Source organism: Methylophaga thiooxydans DMS010 (assembly GCF_000156355.1).
Lineage (GTDB): Bacteria > Pseudomonadota > Gammaproteobacteria > Nitrosococcales > Methylophagaceae > Methylophaga > Methylophaga thiooxydans.
The window spans coordinates 58257-77508 of the sequence record NZ_GG657904.1 but is presented as its reverse complement, the minus strand read 5'-3'; the positions used below and the strand labels follow the sequence as shown (position 1 = coordinate 77508).

The 19252-nt window shown below is 46.4% G+C and carries 17 protein-coding genes; 12 read left to right on the top strand and 5 right to left on the bottom strand.

Translation table 11 applies throughout. From position 1 onward, the window contains the following. The first annotated feature begins 1 nt into the window (after nt 1). The 3 genes from MDMS009_RS13340 to MDMS009_RS13330 all read left to right on the top strand — a co-directional run bounded on the left by MDMS009_RS13340 (nt 2) and on the right by MDMS009_RS13330 (nt 4290). Nucleotides 2-658, top strand: a complete 657-nt coding sequence (locus MDMS009_RS13340) for a lysophospholipid acyltransferase family protein (protein WP_008291991.1) — start codon at nt 2-4, stop codon at nt 656-658. 78 nt (nt 659-736) lie between these two features. Next, entirely contained in the window at nt 737-3322 is a 2586-nt protein-coding gene (gene clpB, locus MDMS009_RS13335; RefSeq protein WP_008291944.1) for an ATP-dependent chaperone ClpB, read from the top strand. 116 nt (nt 3323-3438) lie between these two features. After that, nucleotides 3439-4290: a formate/nitrite transporter family protein gene (locus tag MDMS009_RS13330; protein WP_008291934.1), complete on the top strand. Its 852-nt coding sequence runs from the start codon at nt 3439-3441 to the stop codon at nt 4288-4290. Nucleotides 4291-4341: 51 nt separating this feature from the next. Here the strand turns inward: MDMS009_RS13330 and cynS are convergent, their stop codons facing one another. From cynS to MDMS009_RS13310, 4 genes are all read right to left on the bottom strand, one after another. After that, nucleotides 4342-4782, bottom strand: a complete 441-nt coding sequence (cynS, locus tag MDMS009_RS13325; protein ID WP_008291931.1) for a cyanase — start codon at nt 4780-4782, stop codon at nt 4342-4344. Nucleotides 4783-4843: 61 nt separating this feature from the next. Further along, nucleotides 4844-5671, bottom strand: a complete 828-nt coding sequence (locus MDMS009_RS13320; RefSeq protein WP_043888360.1) for a formate/nitrite transporter family protein — start codon at nt 5669-5671, stop codon at nt 4844-4846. Nucleotides 5672-5846: 175 nt separating this feature from the next. Next, the gene (locus tag MDMS009_RS13315; protein ID WP_008291994.1) at nt 5847-8030 is read right to left on the bottom strand and encodes a putative bifunctional diguanylate cyclase/phosphodiesterase; all 2184 of its coding nucleotides are present in this window, start codon (nt 8028-8030) and stop codon (nt 5847-5849) included. Between the two features lie 60 nt (nt 8031-8090). Next, the gene (locus MDMS009_RS13310) at nt 8091-8933 is read right to left on the bottom strand and encodes an SDR family NAD(P)-dependent oxidoreductase (protein WP_008291953.1); all 843 of its coding nucleotides are present in this window, start codon (nt 8931-8933) and stop codon (nt 8091-8093) included. Between the two features lie 121 nt (nt 8934-9054). On the opposite strand from MDMS009_RS13310, the gene MDMS009_RS13305 reads away from it, so the two are divergent. Next, nucleotides 9055-9891 (top strand): CheR family methyltransferase, encoded by an 837-nt coding sequence (locus MDMS009_RS13305; RefSeq protein WP_008291985.1) that lies wholly within the window; start codon nt 9055-9057, stop codon nt 9889-9891. Here MDMS009_RS13305 and MDMS009_RS13300 read toward each other — a convergent pair. Next, nucleotides 9888-10556, bottom strand: coding sequence for a DUF4126 domain-containing protein (locus MDMS009_RS13300; protein ID WP_008291955.1), 669 nt, complete (start codon nt 10554-10556; stop codon nt 9888-9890). The genes MDMS009_RS13305 and MDMS009_RS13300 overlap by 4 nt on opposite strands. A 58-nt stretch (nt 10557-10614) precedes the next feature. On the opposite strand from MDMS009_RS13300, the gene MDMS009_RS13295 reads away from it, so the two are divergent. From MDMS009_RS13295 to MDMS009_RS13260, 8 genes are read left to right on the top strand one after another with little or no spacing between them, the layout of a single operon-like run. Continuing rightward, the gene (locus MDMS009_RS13295) at nt 10615-11373 is read left to right on the top strand and encodes a Nif3-like dinuclear metal center hexameric protein (RefSeq protein WP_008291928.1); all 759 of its coding nucleotides are present in this window, start codon (nt 10615-10617) and stop codon (nt 11371-11373) included. Between the two features lie 5 nt (nt 11374-11378). Further along, the gene (locus MDMS009_RS13290) at nt 11379-12728 is read left to right on the top strand and encodes a YihY/virulence factor BrkB family protein (protein ID WP_008291975.1); all 1350 of its coding nucleotides are present in this window, start codon (nt 11379-11381) and stop codon (nt 12726-12728) included. A 5-nt stretch (nt 12729-12733) separates the two neighbouring features. Next, a complete protein-coding gene (gene coaBC, locus MDMS009_RS13285) occupies nt 12734-13963 on the top strand; it encodes a bifunctional phosphopantothenoylcysteine decarboxylase/phosphopantothenate--cysteine ligase CoaBC (protein ID WP_008291948.1) in 1230 nt (409 codons plus the stop codon). Next, nucleotides 13935-14390 carry a dUTP diphosphatase gene (gene dut, locus MDMS009_RS13280; RefSeq protein ID WP_008291972.1) on the top strand — a complete coding sequence of 152 codons (456 nt, stop codon included), beginning with the start codon at nt 13935-13937 and terminating at the stop codon, nt 14388-14390. Before coaBC ends, dut begins: the two co-directional genes overlap by 29 nt. A gap of 26 nt (nt 14391-14416) precedes the next feature. After that, the gene (locus MDMS009_RS15915) at nt 14417-17257 is read left to right on the top strand and encodes a phosphomannomutase/phosphoglucomutase (protein ID WP_237700528.1); all 2841 of its coding nucleotides are present in this window, start codon (nt 14417-14419) and stop codon (nt 17255-17257) included. A gap of 20 nt (nt 17258-17277) precedes the next feature. After that, entirely contained in the window at nt 17278-18186 is a 909-nt protein-coding gene (gene argB, locus MDMS009_RS13270; protein ID WP_008291949.1) for an acetylglutamate kinase, read from the top strand. Then, the gene (slmA, locus tag MDMS009_RS13265; protein ID WP_008291941.1) at nt 18183-18800 is read left to right on the top strand and encodes a nucleoid occlusion factor SlmA; all 618 of its coding nucleotides are present in this window, start codon (nt 18183-18185) and stop codon (nt 18798-18800) included. Before argB ends, slmA begins: the two co-directional genes overlap by 4 nt. Then, a complete protein-coding gene (locus MDMS009_RS13260; RefSeq protein ID WP_008291978.1) occupies nt 18797-19252 on the top strand; it encodes a response regulator transcription factor in 456 nt (151 codons plus the stop codon). Before slmA ends, MDMS009_RS13260 begins: the two co-directional genes overlap by 4 nt.

The following is a 19252-nucleotide window of genomic DNA, read 5'->3' as shown; positions in this document are numbered from 1 at the left end:
TATGGCATGGCTGATGCTGAGCCTTTTTCTGGCTCTGATCGTGCTGATAGGTTTGGTCTTTTCCAAGACTGACTGGGGTGGTCCTCATGTTAACTGGCTAGATGGTTGGACACGCCTGTTATGTCGCTATTTACACGGTTTGGATGAAGGTCTCATGCCTTTACCGGCTAGTGGCCCGGCGATCGTTGTCGCCAACCATGTGTCTGGTTTGGATCCTTTACTTTTAATCGCTGCTTGTCACCGACCATTGCGATTTTTGATTGCGACAGAGGAATATAACCGTCCCGTCTTTCACTGGCTGTTTCGTGCGGCAGGCTGTATCCCCGTGGATCGTAAAGGGCGGCCAGAGCTGGCCTTACGCGCGGCACGGCGGGCGTTGGAAAAAGGGGAAGTCATCGCCTTGTTCCCGCATGGCAAAATTCACCTCGATACAGATCCGCCAAGACCGATAAAAGGCGGCGTTGCAAGACTGGCGGCGTGGTCGCAGTGCGACATTTACCCGGTGCGAATTGAAGGCGTAAAAGCACAAGGTAAAACGTTCACAGCGCCTTTTATTCCAGACCATGTTGCGCTTTTTTTCTTACCTGTAATCAATTTGACTGAGGCCAACCAAGCTAATCTCGAATTGATAGCCAAAGCGATTGAAACGCCGACATAAGCAAGCGAAATAATACTTGATTTCTGTATGGGATCCCCCCATTTCCTAGATAACACACTGTTTCAAGGGAAATAACCCATGCAAATCGATAAGTTGACAGGAAAATTTCAAGAGGCGTTGGCCGCAGCGCAAAGTACGGCTGTTGGGCATGACCACCAGTTTATTGAACCGGTGCATCTGATGTTGGCGTTGATTGCACAGCAAAATGGTAGTGTGAAACCCATTCTTGCGCAGTCAGGAGTGAACTTGCCTGCCTACCAAGCAGAATTACAACAACAGCTTGCCAGAATTGCGACGGTTGAAGGGAGCAATGGCGACATCCGTGTTTCTAACGATTTGAGCCGTCTATTAAATCAAACCGATAAGCTGGCACAGAAAAGACAGGATCAATACATTTCAAGTGAACTGTTTTTACTGGCTGTTGTGGATGATAAAACGCAAACGGGTGAGTTGCTGCGTAAACACGGCGGTAACAAAGGTAGCTTGGGAGCAGCGATAGATAAAATGCGTGGAGGCGAACGCGTGACAGATCCGAATGCGGAAGAACAGCGGCAAGCGCTGGAAAAATTTACGATTGACCTGACGGCGCGAGCAGAAAGCGGCAAGTTGGATCCGGTTATTGGTCGCGATGATGAGATTCGCCGCACCATTCAGGTATTGCAACGCCGTACTAAAAATAATCCGGTGTTAATTGGTGAGCCAGGCGTGGGTAAAACTGCGATTGTCGAGGGGCTAGCTCAGCGTATTGTCGATGGCGAAGTGCCGGAAGGCATGAAACATAAACGTGTCTTAGTGCTGGATATGGGCTCTTTGATTGCGGGTGCAAAATTTCGTGGCGAGTTTGAGGAACGGTTAAAAGCTGTGCTGAATGATCTGTCCAAGCAGGAAGGATCGATCATTTTATTTATTGATGAAATCCATACCATGGTCGGCGCCGGTAAAGCAGAAGGTTCTATGGATGCCGGTAATATGTTGAAGCCGGCGCTGGCACGAGGTGAGCTGCATTGCATCGGTGCCACCACCTTAGACGAATACCGTCAATACGTGGAAAAAGATGCGGCGCTGGAACGCCGATTCCAGAAAGTGATTGTCGGTGAACCCAGCGTTGAGTCGACGATTGGTATCTTACGTGGGTTGAGTGAGCGCTATGAAGTGCACCATGGTGTCGACATTACCGATCCGGCGATTGTTGCTGCAGCAACCTTGTCACATCGTTACATTACAGATCGTAATTTACCTGATAAAGCCATCGATTTGATTGATGAAGCCGCCAGTCGCATTCGAATGGAAATTGACTCCAAGCCAGAATCATTGGACCGATTGGAAAGACGCTTAATTCAATTGAAGATTGAACGTGTGGCGTTAAAAAAAGAGTCGGACGATGCGTCTAAAAAGCGCTTAGATACGCTTGAAGCCGAGATGAAAAAACTGGCACGTGAATACACGGATTTAGAAGAAGTCTGGAAATCAGAAAAAGCGGCTCTGCATGGCAGTCAACATGTTAAAGAAGAGTTGGAAAAAGCCCGTCAAGAGTTAGATGCCGCTAATCGCAGTGCCGATTACGAGAAAATGGCAAAACTACAATATGGTCGTATTCCTGAGTTAGAAAAACAATTGGATATGGCGACACAGGCTGAGATGCAGGAATTTACTTTACTGCGTAATAAAGTCGGCGAAGAAGAAATTGCCGAAGTGGTCTCCAAGTGGACAGGAATTCCGGTCTCGAAAATGCTCGAAGGTGAGCGGGACAAGTTACTAAAAATGGATGAGGCCTTGCATGAGCGCGTAATCGGTCAGGATGAAGCAGTAAGCTCAGTGGCAAATGCTATTCGACGCAGCCGAGCGGGGTTATCTGATCCCAACCGACCTAATGGTTCTTTCCTGTTTCTCGGACCAACCGGGGTGGGTAAAACCGAGTTGTGTAAATCACTGGCGACATTCCTGTTTGATACCGAAGAAGCGATGGTACGTATCGACATGTCCGAGTTTATGGAAAAACATTCTGTTGCCAGATTAGTAGGTGCACCTCCTGGCTATGTTGGTTATGAAGAGGGCGGTTATCTGACGGAAGCTGTGCGACGTAAACCCTATTCGCTCATCTTGTTGGATGAGGTCGAAAAAGCACATCCCGATGTGTTCAATGTGTTGTTACAAGTGTTAGACGATGGCCGGCTTACCGATGGTCAAGGCCGCACCGTCGATTTCAGAAATACTGTTATCGTGATGACGTCGAACCTGGGCTCAAACGTTATTCAGGAAATGGCGGGCGAAGAGAATTATCAGCAAATGAAACAGGCGGTGATGGAGATTGTCGGGCAACACTTTCGACCTGAATTTATTAATCGTGTTGATGATGTGGTTGTTTTCCATCCGCTACAACAAGAACAGATTCGTGCTATCGCAGACATCCAGTTGGAGCATCTGAGACAACGTCTGGCTGAACGTGATATCAAACTGCAGGTTGCTGATGAGGCCTTGGACATGATCGCCGAGGCAGGGTTTGATCCGGTTTATGGGGCAAGACCATTGAAGCGGGTAATACAGCATGAGTTAGAAAATCCATTGGCGCAGGATTTGCTCTCTGGCAAATTTAATGCAGGTGATACTGTTAATGTGATCATGGAAGGTGACAAGTTAATATTTAAGCCATTGTTATTACACTAATTAGACAAAGCCTCGCGATGCGGGGCTTTTTTTTAAGCATAAATAGTCAGATTGCTCACTATTGTGACTAAGTGCTTGTTATAATTGCGCCCTTTTATTTTTGGCCGGGAAAAATTATGTCTGATTTTGGTAAGTTTGTAGACGCCTTCACGCCCGCCGAGGTTGCAGAGAAAGTCAAAACCATTGGTGTTGATAAAGCCAATATGCACTTTTTGTCTTTGATTATTTTGGCGTTGATGGCCGGTGCCTTTATTGCATTTGGTGCGATGTATTACACGGTGGCGATCACTGATAGCACAATGGCCTACGGCATGACTAAGTTGGTGGGTGGTGTCGCATTCTCACTCGGCTTTATTATGGTGGTCATTGCCGGCGCCGAGTTATTTACGGGTAATACACTAGTGGTGATGGCCTGGGCCAAAGGCAAAGTGAGTTTACCGGCGTTATTGAAAACCTGGACGATCGTTTATATTGCGAATGCCTTAGGGGCATTTGTCATGGTGTATCTGGTGTACTTATCTGGTTATCTGGATGCGCATCATCATCAAGTTGGCGCGACAGCACTGAAAGCCGGACTTGCCAAAGTCGATAACACATTGACTGAGTCGTTTGTGCTGGGGTTGTTTTGTAATGTATTGGTCTGTCTGGCGAGCTGGATGGTCTACGCCTCCAGAACAGTGAGTGACAAAGTGCTGGCGATTTTATTTCCGATTTCAGCATTTGTGGCGATGGGGTTTGAACACTGTATCGCGAATATGTACATGATTCCGGTAGCTATTCTGGCTTCCTTAGACCCGGCCATTGTGGCAGCAAGTGGAGTGGATGCCAGCCAATTACAAGATCTGTCGTTGAATGGCTTTATGATGAATATTATCCCTGTGACCTTGGGCAATATCATCGGTGGTGGTGTCTTCGTTGCGATGACCTATTATCTTGTGTTTGTGTACTCTCCGAACTCATCAAAATAAAAAAAGAAGGGAGCTAACCGAGGGCTTAGCTCCCTAATTGTCACAACTAAATTACCAGGCTTTATAAGGCAGGAATTTGCCATCCATGGTAACGATGACGCGATCCCCTTTGGGATCTTCTTTGCGTTCAATCGACATATTAAAGTCAATGGCGCTCATAATGCCGTCGCCAAATTTTTCCTGAATAATCTCTTTCATAGTCGGGCCGTAGACGCCAACCACTTCGTATAAACGGTAGATCAAAGGATCGGTAGGTACGGCTTGATCCCATACCTTGGTTGGGTATTGTTCCAGGGCTTCTCGCACTTCGGCAGATAAATCCAAATACTGGCATAAGGCCGAGGCTTTATCTGAAGGCATACTATTCATACCCAAGCACGCTGATGTTGTCCAGACCGGTGACATACCGACTGCTTCGGCAATGTTTTCCCAGCTCACTTCTTTGGTTTCTTTGGCAACCATAATGGCTTGGGTCATATCTAACTTGTTCATTGTGACTCCTCTTAGATAAGAAAAACCGGTACTGACTGGCAGTACCGGCTATATGGGGTAATTAGGTGTTAGCTGAAGATGGAACGGGTTTCGTTGCGCCTGGTTTGTAATGGGTGGCATAAAGCACACTACCTGTCAGTAGCAGACCACCGACCAGATTACCCAAGATGACTGGAATTTCATTCCAGAATAACCAGTTACCAATAGTGATGTCTGCACCCATCATCATGCCTAGTGGAAACAGATACATGTTGACTACGGCATGTTCAAATACCAGACCAAAGAAGATCAGGATAGGCATCCACATCGCGATAACTTTACCGCCTACTGTTTTCGAATACATGGCACCAACGACACCGATAGACACCATCCAGTTACACAGAATGCCTTTGACAAATACGGTAAACCAACCGGCTGCACCGTATTCAGCAAAGCCCAGAGTGCGGGCTTCTGCAGCGCCAGCAAAGGCTTTACCGACAGCGCTAGGTTCGGCTGAAAAGGCAAAGGTTAGCGAGATTGCAATCATCGTGGCTGAGAACAAAGCACCAGCCAGATTACCGACAGCCACCAGGCCCCAGTTTTTGAACATGCCAGACATTGTGGCGCCGGGACGTTTATCAAATAGGGCTAACGGAACCAACGCAAATACGCCCGTTAATAAGTCAAAGCCCAGCAGGTTGAGGATACAAAAACCAACAGGGAAGATAAGGGCACCGACAATGGGGTAGCCAGTCTGAACTGCGGCGGTGACGGCAAGGGCAACAGCAATTGCCAGAATCGCACCGGCCATAAAGGCGCGAATTAAAACATCACGAGTTGCCATGAATAGCTTGGACTCACCGGCATCCACCATGGTTCTGACAAACTCATTGGGTTTTACATAGGACATGAACATTCTCCAATTATCAATAAAAATAACAAACAAAAATGTTAGCTAATGATAATTGGCATATTCCATGCCAAATAATAAACTCTATACTTTACAGTTGGTTAGTGTTTTTTGGCTGCTGAAATAATGAGTGAGTGCACCAGAATGGTCGAGCTGGCGTAATCACCGTGCACAGTTATGAAGCACTACCAGAGTCTTGTTTTATTTTTATCTGCATGGGGATGTCATCTTCGGGGGGCTGCCAGTTTTGGTCATCATGTATCTTAGGTTCAGGGCGCCCGATATGATAACCCTGTGCGTAATCAACGCCATATTGGCGTAGTAAGGTCAGGATATCTTTGTTTTCAACAAACTCGGCAATGGTTTTCTTACCTAAGCCTTTGGCGACATCAATCAGCGCTTTAACAAACAGTTGGTCATCCGCATTTTTATCGAGATCCTTAATAAAGATGCCATCAATTTTGATGATATCGATGGGCAGTTGGCGCATGTAGTTGAAAGAGGCAAAACCAACCCCAAAGTCATCCAAAGAGAACTGGCAGCCGAGTGCTTTAACCGCTGTCATCATTAATTTTGCTTGTTGTAAGTTAGATACTGCAGCTGTTTCAGTCACTTCAAAGATTAAGCCAGACGGATCTAGCTCGTATTTTTTGAGTAGTCGTTTGAGAAAGGGGAGCAGGACGGGGGCGTCGACGACGGAGCCAGATAAGTTAATGGCAAACTTGACCTTCAAACCTTGCTTTTGAAGGCGTGACAGATGCTTGATGCCCTGCTGGATAACAAAGTGATCGATGCTTTGAATCAGGCCAACTTGTTCTGCAATTTCGATGAACTTGCCGGGCATACGAATTTGACCACTCCCCGGTTCCCGCATACGAATCAGGACTTCGTAGTGTTGGATGACGTTATTTTCTATGTTGAGAATAGGTTGGTAATGCAGGACGAATAAATTGTTTTCCAATGCATCTTCAATTTTATGCTTCCAGAAAACCCGTGTTTCTAACTGTTCTCGCGTTTGATCATCGGCAGAAAATATATGGTAAGTGTTTTTCCCAGCAGATTTTGCCTTGTACATGGCGAGGTCAGAGAACCCCATTAATTCATGAATAGATGCATCATGTACCGGGTAATTCACGATACCGATACTGGAGGATATTTTATGTTTGACGTTGCCATACTCAAGCTGAATTTTTTGTAACTCGGCTTGAATTTTTTTCGTCAATACAACAGCACCGACTTCGTCAGTTTCTGGCATTAATACGGCAAATTCGTCGCCACCTAAACGTGCCACCAAATCTGTAAAACGTGTAACCCGTTTGAGTGTTTTAGCGACTTCCTTGAGTAGTTCATCGCCAGCACTGTGGCCACTGGTGTCATTAATATCTTTAAACTGGTCTAAATCGAGATAAAGCAGTGCATTATTATGCTTATAGCGAATTGCAGTGCGTAGTGACTTTTCGAATTCTTCAATAAATTTACGGCGGTTGCATAAGTCTGTCAGCGGATCGTGTTCGGCCATCCAGACGATGCGCTTTTCCGCTTCTTTTTTATCGGTCATATCTAGACCAACAGACATTAGAACCGGGTGTTGAGCATTATTTTCAAGTCGTGAATGCAACCAAGAAATTTGTCGAATGCGTCCTTCTCTATCAATCAATTCAGATTCTTGTTGTGCAATCTGAATATTACCGGCAAACAATTCCCGAAAAAAAGTTTCTGCTTCAATCCAGTTGCCTGCGGGGAAGAAGCGAGCCGCGTCAGAAAGAAGCACCTCTTTTTCGCTGAAGCCGGTTATTTTCTCACCATAATCATTAAACATAGTGACTTTAAACTCTTCATCTATGGTTAAGATAATAAGCTGGGCCGTATCCAGTAGGTTTTTGACAAAGTCACGCTCACCGCGCAGTTCGGTATTGGTGGTGTGTAACATTTTGGTACGTTGGTTAACATTGCCATCCAGTTGCTCGAGTACATTAGAAAGTTGTATCGATGCGGCTTGGAGTTCACCTACTTCTTTGAGTCTTTTGTCACCTTGTACGGTTTCAAAGATTTGTCTTGCTTCATTATATTTTTTGGCAGAGAGAAGCGGCAAAGCATGGGTGATGCGTTCAAAGTTTTCTAACGGGCGAGCCAAAGCTTGATAATGACTCATTGCAAATAACGCTGCGAATATGAGCAAAACCACGCCAGCTAATGCGTAATACGTGAGGATTTCAAAAAACTCGGAGGAGTCAGGATCTAAATGTGTGTAGAGCAGGTAACTGGACACAACTAGTGTCATAATGCCAGCCAGTAATACGCTGATAAATGTTTTTATCGCAGCATTCCACTGCAGGCTGTTACGTGCAAATTTGGCCATTTAAAATTCCATTAACACAAAACCTTCTTGCGTTATTTGTCGGTGATATGTGACCGTTAGCTATGTCTTCTTCTCATTATCAGACACGTTTCTTAAAACCCAGTCAAGCACCCGATGCGGCAGGACGCGTTTTAACGTTGCAAACAGATAGGTTGGGAAAGTGACGTAATAACGGATTTTGGGTTTTTTTGCTTCAAAGGCATGCAGACACTTTTTGACTACAGCATCGGCTGGAAGCGTGAATGGTGCTGCAGGGCCAGATTTGTTGAGTCGGGCTTCCATTGCTTCATAGGTATGTCGGTGGGCGCTGTGCGTTTTATCAATGTGCTGCTGGTATTTTGCAAAAGCATTAGCACGGAAACGGCTTAGGATAGGGCCGGGCTCGATCAAACTGATACTAATGCCACTGCCATAAAGCTCCAGTCGCAGGGTGTCAGCCAGGCCTTCAATGGCATATTTGCTGGCGTTATAGGCACCACGGTATGCCAGCGATACGATGCCGAGTACTGAGCTGTTGTAGACAATGCGACCATGTCCTTGCTTACGCATTTCGGCAATGGCTAGGTTTGTCAGTTGCTGAGTGCCAAATACGTTGGTTTCAAACTGTTGTTGTAAAGCTTGTCGACTCAAGTCTTCTACCGCGCCGGGCTGACCAAAAGCGGCATTATTAAATAAGCCATCAAGCCGGCCATTGAAACGTTCCATACATTCGGTAAAGGCCAACTGTATGCTTTGTTCATCAGCGAGATCCATGACGACAACTTTTAGCCCTTCTTGTTGCAGATCAATTTTGTCAGCTTCTTTGCGAACTGTTGCAATAACATTGAAGCCGCTCTTTGATAAAGTCAGTGCGGCGCACAAGCCAATACCGCTTGAGCAACCTGTGATTAAAATGTTTTTCATCAATATGCCGGCGTCTGAAAAATAATGTTTGCCACTTTAGCCTATCTTTGTGTAAATGTTTAACCAGCGCGGCCGATAAATAGTTTATCTTTAAATCATATTTTTAAATGTCTGACACCCTATGCTGCAAATGCAAGATATCAGTTCGCACGATTACCAACGCTTCAAGACATTTTTGGAGCAAGCCTGCGGTATCATCTTGGGTGAAGGCAAACAGTACTTGATAGCTAGCCGTCTTACCCGGCTTCTGCGCGATGAGAATATCGCTAATCTCTCCGATTTGATGATCTCCATTGAGCGTGGTCACCCTCGACATCTGCGTGATGCAGTGGTCGATGCAATGACTACCAACGAAACATCATGGTTTCGAGACGGCGTGCCGTTTGAAACGTTAGCACAGCATGTGTTTCCTGAGTTTGATAAGAAGCGAACAGGTCCTATTAGAATATGGTCTTCAGCCTGTTCGTCGGGGCAGGAACCGTACACAATCAGCATGATAATTTCTGAGTACTGCCGAAAGCAGTTGAGCAGTCAGCTGGCGCAGAGTCAGATCATGGCAACAGATATTTCCGGTTCAATTTTAGCCGAAGCAAAACGGGCGGAGTATGAAGACGTTGCTTTAGGAAGAGGCTTGTCCAGCAATCGGCGTCAGCAGTTTTTTACAAAGCAAGACACGCGCTGGCGAGTCAGTGACGACATTAGACGGCGTGTTAGCTTTAGAGAGCAAAATTTGTTGCAAGGCTTTGCTGCCTTAGGAAGGTTCGACATTATTTTTTGCCGTAACGTGCTGATTTATTTTTCGGCTGAACGCAAAAAAGATATCTTGAAGCGGATGGCACAATCCCTGAATCGTGGCGGTTATCTGTTTTTGGGCGCATCAGAAACCATCAGTGGTTATAGTGATGCGTTTGAGTCGGTACGCACGCCTTTCAGTACGATTTATCGCCGTAAAGATTAGCCTGAGTCTTTATTAACAACTTTTGGGGCATCTGCTTTCAGCGTCTCCACGGGAAGTGTCGGCGGTGGCTCACACATTCCAAGCCAACTCCCAACCCGTCGGCATAATGCTTTAATCAATCGCCACAATCTTGGTAATAGCCAAATCATTAACACGATAAAAAATACCAGTGCAATCAAGAATAAAACGGGATGATTAAGGGCTGCCCATAGACCACCAATTACCAGTAGGTCTTCACCGATAGACGCCCCCCAATTACTGACGGGCTCAGGGGAAGTATTAATGAGTAATCGACTACCGGCTTTAGTGGCATGGCTGCCGGCAGCGAGTGAACCACCTAATAAAGCAGCGCTGAGCTCAACAGCCGGTGTGACATCACCGACGGCACTCGCCGCTAACATGGCGCCTGCGGGAATACGAATAAAGGTATGTATCGAATCCCAGCCACTGTCGATACCGGGTATTTTATCAGCGAAAAATTCAACACAATACATAAAGCCCGCTGCGGCCATTACCATCGGGTTCGATAACATTTGTAATTCGTCGGGTAATGTAATATTACCGGTCATGCCCATATAGCCGAGCATGAAGATAGTGGCATAAAGATTAATGCCGCTAGCCCAGGCGGCTCCCATACTCAAGGCAATGATATTGACTGCGTCCATCGTAAAATTCCCTGTTTTGATATAGTGACCACTTACTTGGCCACAGGAATCAGATTTGATGATAACCCGAACTGAACTTCTCGCCTACATTGACGAGACGCTGGAACCGGGGCGTTTCAAAGATTACTGCCCAAACGGGCTTCAGGTCGCAGGTGCTGAACACATCGAGACCATTATCAGTGGCGTTACGGCGAGTGAAGCGATGATAGAAGCCGCTATTGCTGCTGGTGCTGATGCACTGCTAGTGCATCATGGCTATTTTTGGCGTGGTGAAGATCCTTGCATAGTAGGCATTAAGCAGCGCCGCTTGAAATTATTGTTAGAAAATAACATTAACTTATTCGCCTATCATTTGCCGCTGGATGCGCACTCTTCGTTAGGAAACAACGTGCAACTGGCTGAAATACTAGGCTTGGAAATTGACGGCCGTATTTCTGGAACCGGCGATCCGGCGATTGGTTTGTGTGGTTGTCTGCCGCAAACCATGTCCCTGCAAGATTTTGCTGAACATGTACAACTACGCCTTCAGCGTGAACCCTTAGTCATTCAAGGGCATGACAGGCCTATAACGACCGTTGGCTGGTGTACCGGAGCGGCTCAGGGCTTTTTACAACAAGCTGCGGAATTAAGGCTGGACTTGTTTATCAGTGGCGAAATTTCAGAGCCTACTGTTCATATGGCTCGGGAACTGGGGATTAACTACATGGCGGCTGGCCACCATGCGACGGAACGATATGGTGTACAAGCGCTGGGGCAAATGCTGGCACAACACTTCAATATCCGTCATCATTTCATTGATATTGATAACCCGGTCTGATTGATATGACGCATCCTTTGCAAAAGAAGCTTGAAGCAACACTTGAACAGTTAAGATATTTTTTCAAAGTCGCTTTGTGGCAGGACATACCTGAAAAAGCGTCTGGCATATGGCAGATGTGGGTTAACACATTGCGTGTTGTTTACATCATGGGACGAGAGCTGGCGACGGGTGAATTGAACCTGCGGGCGATGAGCTTGGTGTTTACCACGTTACTTTCTTTAGTCCCGCTGATTGCTGTGGCTTTCTCTGTGTTAAAAGCGTTTGGTGTGCATAACCAAATGGAGCCTTTATTGTTAGGTTTGTTAGAACCTTTGGGCGAGCGTGGTCCAGAAATCACCAGTAACATCATTGGGTTTGTTCAGAATGTAAAAGTCGGCGTGTTGGGTTCAGTGGGGCTGGGCATGCTGTTTTACACCATCATTGCGCTGGTACAAAAAATCGAAAATGCCTTTAATTTTGTCTGGCGGGTAAAACGTTCACGCTCGATGGCAAGGCGCTTTGCTGATTATTTGAGTGTGGTAATGATTGGGCCTGTCCTCGTCTTTTCTGCGCTCGGTGTGGCTGCTACGGTGGTTAATCATGATGTGGTAAAACAATTAAGCGAGATAGAGCCTTTTGGCACCTTGTTGTTGGTCGGTACCAAATTACTACCGTATGTGATGATTATTCTGGCCTTCACCTTTTTGTATAAATTTATTCCTAATACTAAGGTGAAACTCAGCCCCGCTCTAATCGGCGCCACGGTGGCAGGTATCTTGTGGATTTCCATCGGTACCATCTTCGCGTCATTTGTAGCGTCATCGTCTAATTACACCGCGATCTACTCAAGTTTTGCCATTTTGTTTTTCTTTATGATCTGGTTGTATTTAGCCTGGTTTATTTTGCTGACAGGCTCGCAAGTTGCGTTTTATTTGCAGCATCCTAAGTTAGTGCAGCTGGCGGGCAAGCCATTAACCTTGAGCCCAAGGTTACGAGAAAAAGAGGGCTTGTGGTTAATGACCGTGATTGCAAAACGGTTTTGCAACAATCAGCCACCGTTGACAATTCAGCAATTGGAAGAGCAAACCGGCCTGACCAATAATGCCGTACAGGATCTACTGAGTAACCTCGAAAGTGGTGGATTATTGGTCGAACTTGCCGGTGATGAAACGGCTTACGTACCGGCGCAAGACATTGCCAGTATCAGGGTTGCTGCCATTATGCACTGCTTGCGCACAGCAGAAGAAAACAGTCACTTTGTCGTTAAAAGTCTCGTTGATGAGGATGTCAACGCGCTACTACAGAATATTAGTGATGCACAGGCGAAAGTACTGGGTGGTATGACTTTACGTGATTTAGCAGTGGAACATTAAAAAGCATGACAGAGACACAGTCTTTAGCGGGTAAACAGATCGTGGTGGGGGTGACTGGCAGCATTGCCGCCTACAAAGCCGCGGATCTGGTCAGACGTTTACGAGATGCGGGTGCTGAACTTCGCGTTGTTATGACGCCAGGCGCTGCTGAGTTTATTACCCCGTTAACCTTGCAAACCTTGAGTGGTCACCCAGTCGCTGTGGAGCTACTGGACGCTGACCAAGAATCCGCCATGGGCCATATTGCGCTGGCTCGCTGGGCTGATTGGGTATTAATTGCCCCAGCGAGTGCAGACACCATCGCGCGTTTGACGCAAGGACGAGCAGAAGACCTGTTAACGGCATTGGTGCTCGCTACCGAGTCACCCGTGGCATTAGCGCCAGCGATGAATAATAAAATGTGGAGTCATCAGGCAACACAAGACAATCTGGCTGTATTGCGTTCACGTGGTGTGCACGTTATTGGTCCTGCTAGTGGAGACCAGGCGTGTGGTGAGCAGGGGGAAGGACGCTTACTGGAACCTACAGAGATTGTGACGGCATTATCACTGTTAGCGGTGCCGGGACAACTTAAAGGTAAACAGGTCTTGATTACTGCGGGGCCGACCTATGAGCCTATTGACCCAGTCCGTTTTATAGGCAACCGCAGTTCAGGGAAAATGGGCTTTGCTCTCGCGCAAGCAGCCCAAGAAGCGGGTGCTGAGGTGATATTAATTGCAGGCCCTGTCAGTTTGCCTACGCCAACCGGTGTGCAACGAGTCAATGTCGAAACAGCCCAGCAAATGTTAGATGCCGTCACGGCTGAAGCGAATCACAGCGATATCTTTATTAGCTGCGCCGCGGTGGCCGATTACAGCCCGGCTAAAGTTGAAGCGAATAAGATAAAAAAAACCACCCATGACAAGCTGATCTTAGAACTGGAACCCACCACAGATATTGTCAGCAGTGTCACAAGTCAGCCCGACCTGACACTTTTTGTAGTTGGTTTTGCTGCCGAAACCCGGCATATTGCTGACTATGCGCGTGAAAAAATGCAACGCAAAAAACTCGATATGATAGCCGCCAACCAAGTTGGAGAGGGGCAAGGTTTTGCGGTAGATGACAATGCGCTGCAAGTCTTCTGGACCGGTGGTGAACAATTACTGCCGTTGGCTCCGAAAAGCCAGTTGGCGCGTGATTTAATGACTTTGATAATAGAAAGATTTTATGCAAAAAATTCAACTGAAAATTCTTGATTCCCGTCTGGGTGATACGATTGAACTTCCTGATTACGCAACAACAGGTTCAGCGGGGTTAGATCTGCGCGCGTGTCTTGATGAAGCGGTGACGCTGGCGCCGGGCGAAACACTGTTGATTCCAACCGGGCTTGCTATTCATATTGATGATCCGAGTCTAGCGGCTGTTTTATTGCCACGATCAGGGCTGGGTCATAAGCACGGCATTGTTTTGGGTAATTTGGTTGGCTTGATTGATAGTGATTATCAGGGACAAGTATTTGTTTCATGCTGGAATCGAGGCCAAACAGCGTTCGAAATTAACATTGGCGAGCGTATTGCTCAGATGGTATTTATCCCGGTTGCTCAGGTTGGGTTTGAGCGGGTGGATGAATTTACTACTTCAGAACGCGGCACAGGTGGTTTTGGCCACACAGGGCGTCATTAAATTCATTGGAGAGTTGAGGCATGAGCATGTCATCGTTTGAAAAACTGGCTTTGAGGCTGCGAGTGATGCCTGTCAGTATCGCCTTGCTGGTAGCAGCCGCTTTACTGATTATCTTTTTATTTCTCTCAAATGATGACCGGTCAGCAAACGCGCAGTCTCTAGAAAATCAACACAGTGCCCAAACGGTCTTCAATGCTAACGTCGCGCGTCTTGAGCAACGCATTCGTTCACTCAAACAAAAAGTAAGCAATGTCGCTGACTGGCAACAAACAAAACAATTGCTAAACCAGTCATCTCCCGCTGATTATGCGAGATGGCAACAAGATTTAAAGACCTTACTACCTGAGCTTAAACAAGCCTGTTTTTTTTCGAAGCCGGTGTTAACGCCCAATTCAGAATGTATGCTGCTGACTTATGTGTCACTTAGTACGATGCGCGATCTTGATGCTCAGAGTCCTGCGGATTTACTTGTGGTTATGCAAAACAGCCAAATCGACCATGTACTGCTGGCGGCAAAAGTGGTTGGGGCAACGCAAGGTGAGTCAGGTATTGTGTTGATGGCGGTTAAGCCTGAATCTGTCTTCAATGTCTTAGATGCCAAGCTTTCAAACACGACTTATATCGAGTTAATACAGGGCGAAGCATCGCAACGTGCGCTGCACTCAGCTGGTTCAATTTCGCTTAAACAGTCTGACGCCTCCTCTTTACTGCCGATTGCAGGCAGCCATTGGCAGTTGAAATTGTGGCATGCACCGGTCAGCGTGAGTTCTAATTGGCCTTTAATCATTACAGTGATTATCGTGATGGCGATCTTCTGGCTATTGCGTGAGCGCTGGCAAGGTGTGTTGTTGCGAATGGATAGTGCAACATTAGAAGAGCAACTGTCCGACTTCCAGCAGCTAAAATTAAGAGCGCAGTATCAGTTGGCCCACAAAGAACTAAAATTTGTGAGTCAGACGATTCAACAAATAGCGTTGCCGCAGCGTCAAAAAAACATGTCTCCAAAAACTGTCGAGACGCAGGATTCAGAACCAAATAAAGAAACAGTTGAGACTCTTGATTCAGAACCAAACAAAGGAACTGACGCGAGCAGTGAACAGCAAGAAGAATCGTCAACTGAGCACGATGAGCCGCCAACGGAAGAGGTGAGGGCGCAGTCAGCGCGTGATGACGTAATTGAATACGAAGAGAATGTCTTACAACGTTCACGTGAAGCAAGCCTAAAAGCTCAGGAAGAAGCACAAACAACCAAATATGATGTTTCAGAGAAATATATGTCTGATAACGACTTGGTTTCCTTAGAGAACGAGCCTTTGACGCTAAGCTTGGATGAAGACGAAGATCCTTCCTCTCAACAAGCTTCTAATGATACAGAAGTGACGACTGAGCAAGCTCTGGATATTGATGATGTTCATCAAACTGAATTGGTTGAAGAAGATAAGCTTGTATCAGCCATTGAAAATATTGTGACTGAGTCGGTTGCTAATGTACCGCTTCCTGACGAAAGCATATTCCGTAAGTATGATATTCGTGGCGTGGTCGGCGAACACCTGACAGTACCCGTGATGGCGTTGTTGGGGAAAGCGGTCGGTAGTCTAGTGGTGGAAAAAGGATTTGGTAGCCTTAATATTGGTCATGATGGGCGCCTTAGCAGCCCGCCATTAGCAAAAGCATTCATTCGTGGCGCTTTGAGTGTAGGTTGTAATATGGTTGACCTTGGGCTGGTGCCAACGCCGCTTGTTTATTTTGCCTGCCATAAAACCTCGGTTCGTTGTGGCGTGATGATTACGGGAAGTCATAACCCCGCCGATCACAATGGGGTCAAAATCGTGGTTGATGGTAAAGCCTTGTCTGGTGATGAGATAAGCGCTCTATATCTACGAATCAAACAACAAAATTTTGTGACCGGTGACGCCGGTAGCTTGTCGACCGAAGATGTCTTTACTGATTACCTCCAAGTGGTTGATGACGCGCTGGAAATGAAAAATAGACCAACCGTGGTGGTAGATTGCGGCAACAGCGTGGCAGGTAATTTTATGCCGCGCTTATTGAGACAGATAGGTTGTGAAGTCATAGAGCTATTTTGTGACGTTGATGGCCACTTCCCTAACCATCACCCGGACCCTGGGCAACCAGAAAATATGCAAGCATTACAGTATGCGGTGAAGTCTTATAACGCTGACTTTGGTGTCGCCGTTGATGGTGATGCCGACCGGTTAGGTGTGGTCGACAGTGACGGAAAAATTATCTGGCCGGATAGAGTGATGATTGCTTTCGCCAAGACGCTACTTAAACACAACCCCGAAGCGACCATACTATTTGATGTGAAATGTAGCAGTTTGGTCAAACATTCAATTGAGGCAGACGGTGGACGTGCCATCATGGTGCCTGCGGGACATTCAATCATTAAAGCTAAAATGACAGAACATAGTGCCATTTTTGCAGGTGAAATGACGGGTCATTTCTTTTTTAATGATCGCTGGTTTGGTTTTGATGACGCGATGTATGCTGCTTGCAGACTAGCTGAGTTGCTATCCCAAACCACGGCTAGCTCGGCCGAATTTTTTGCAGAAATACCAGAAAATATTGCCACACCAGAAATAATCATTAAGATGCCACTCCAACAAGCGCGTGACCTTGTGGAGCAGTTCAGAGATAACTATCAGGCGGATGGTGCAGAAAAATCTGATCTGGATGGCGTTAGAGTTGATTTTGCCGATGGCTGGGGCTTGTTAAGGGCATCGAACACAACGGCAGCGATATCATTGCGTTTTGAGGCTGAGACAGAACAGCGATTGAAGCAAATCAAACAGTCTTTTCAAGAACAGATCCAACAACTGTCACCCGCGACATCAATTAAATTTTAACCATAAAAATCAGACATTAAATGAGTTTAAACACACAGCGTGCTACCCACATTGCCCAAGTCCTGACTGAGGCCCTGCCATATATCCAACGTTTTTCTGGAAAAACGTTGGTGATCAAATATGGTGGTAACGCGATGGTGGATGAGAATCTGAAAAATAGTTTTGCCCGCGACGTGGTCTTGATGAAAGCAGTCGGCATCAACCCCGTGATTGTGCACGGTGGAGGCCCTCAGATTGGTGACCTGCTGGAGCGTGTTGGTAAGCAGAGTGAGTTTATCAATGGTATGCGTGTTACCGACCGTGAAACCATGGATATTGTTGAAATGGTGTTAGGCGGTCAGGTCAACAAAAGCATCGTGAACCTGATTAATAACCACGGTGGCCGTGCCGTAGGCTTAACTGGCAAAGACGGTAGCCTGATTTATGCCGAGAAGCTTAACGTTTCGAGACATAGTGATGATCCTGCAATAAAAACATCTGAAGTCATTGATTTAGGTCACGTTGGCAAAGTATCAAGCGTCGATACCAGTGTTATTGATATGTTGATTCATAGTGACTTTATCCCCGTCATTGCACCGATTGGGGTAGGCAAAGATGGTGAGTCATATAACATCAATGCCGATTTAGTGGCAGGCAAAATCGCAGAAGTCTTGCAAGCTGAGAAACTGATTTTATTGACAAATACCGCTGGTCTGCTTGATGCTGATGGCAAATTATTAACCGGTCTGAATGCAAAACAAGTGAATGATTTAATTGATGAAGGCGTGATTTATGGTGGTATGCTGCCAAAAATCGGTTGTGCATTGGATGCTGTGCAGGCCGGCGTGACTACCGCACATATCATCGATGGTCGTGTACAACATGCCGTGTTACTGGAAATGTTTACAGACGAAGGTGTGGGCACCTTGATTCGCGGGGGCGGACGATGAGTGACAATGTGCAAGCGACAAGGGCAGAAGCCAAAAGCTCACGGCGTCAGCAGATCCTCGAAGCCCTGGCAACACAATTAGAACAATATCCCGGTGAGCGTATCACCACAGCAAAGTTGGCGGCGAGCTTGAATGTTTCAGAAGCTGCGCTATATCGCCACTTCCCTAGCAAGGCAAGAATGTTTGAAGGCCTGATTGGCTTTGCCGAAGATACCGTATTTGGTTTGATTCGCCGTATTATCGAAGAAGATCAAAATGCTTTGTCACGTATCGAAAAGATCATTACATTACTGCTGGGCTTTAGTGCAAAAAACCCAGGTATTACCAGCGTACTCGTAGGTGCTGCCTTAACAGGGGAAACAGAACGATTACGACTTCGTGTCAGTCAGTTTTTTGACCGATTGGAAACGCAATTTAGACAAATATTACGTGAACGGGAACTGAGTTTAACTGAGGCAGGTGGACGCCCAGTGAATGAAACCGCTAATCTATTACTGTCGATTGTTGAAGGTCACATGCAGCAGTATGTCCGTAGCAGTTATCGACAATCGCCGCTGACTGGCTGGGAACAACAATGGCAACTGATTGCTAATTTATTGAGAGCCTACGCATGATACGAGTCTGCTTGATTGGTAAAGACACAGCGAAAGAAAAAGCGCTGCTTGAGAGCCGATCAGACATTGATTTGTATATGGTTGAACTCGGTGATTTTGAAGACATGCTTGATGATATTGCACGTTCCTACCCGCACGTGCTAGTGATTTCGGATGTGTGTGGGGGCATTGATGCCGATGCATTATGTATGCACACGTATCTGCGGAGCCCTGAAACCAAAACACTCATTATTTCAGACACAGAAGCAGATTATCATCGTCTGGAAGCCACTGGCTTTAGTTGTAAAGGTTTTATGCTACATCAACAACGCCATGCTATCGTTCGCGCGGTTAACGTGATTAATGATGGTGAATCGTGGCTTTCCAGAAAACTGGTTACTACCTTGCTTAACCAGCTTGCCACTGGCGCACTCTCAGGTAAAAGAAAGTTACAACTCGTTAAACATCAGTAG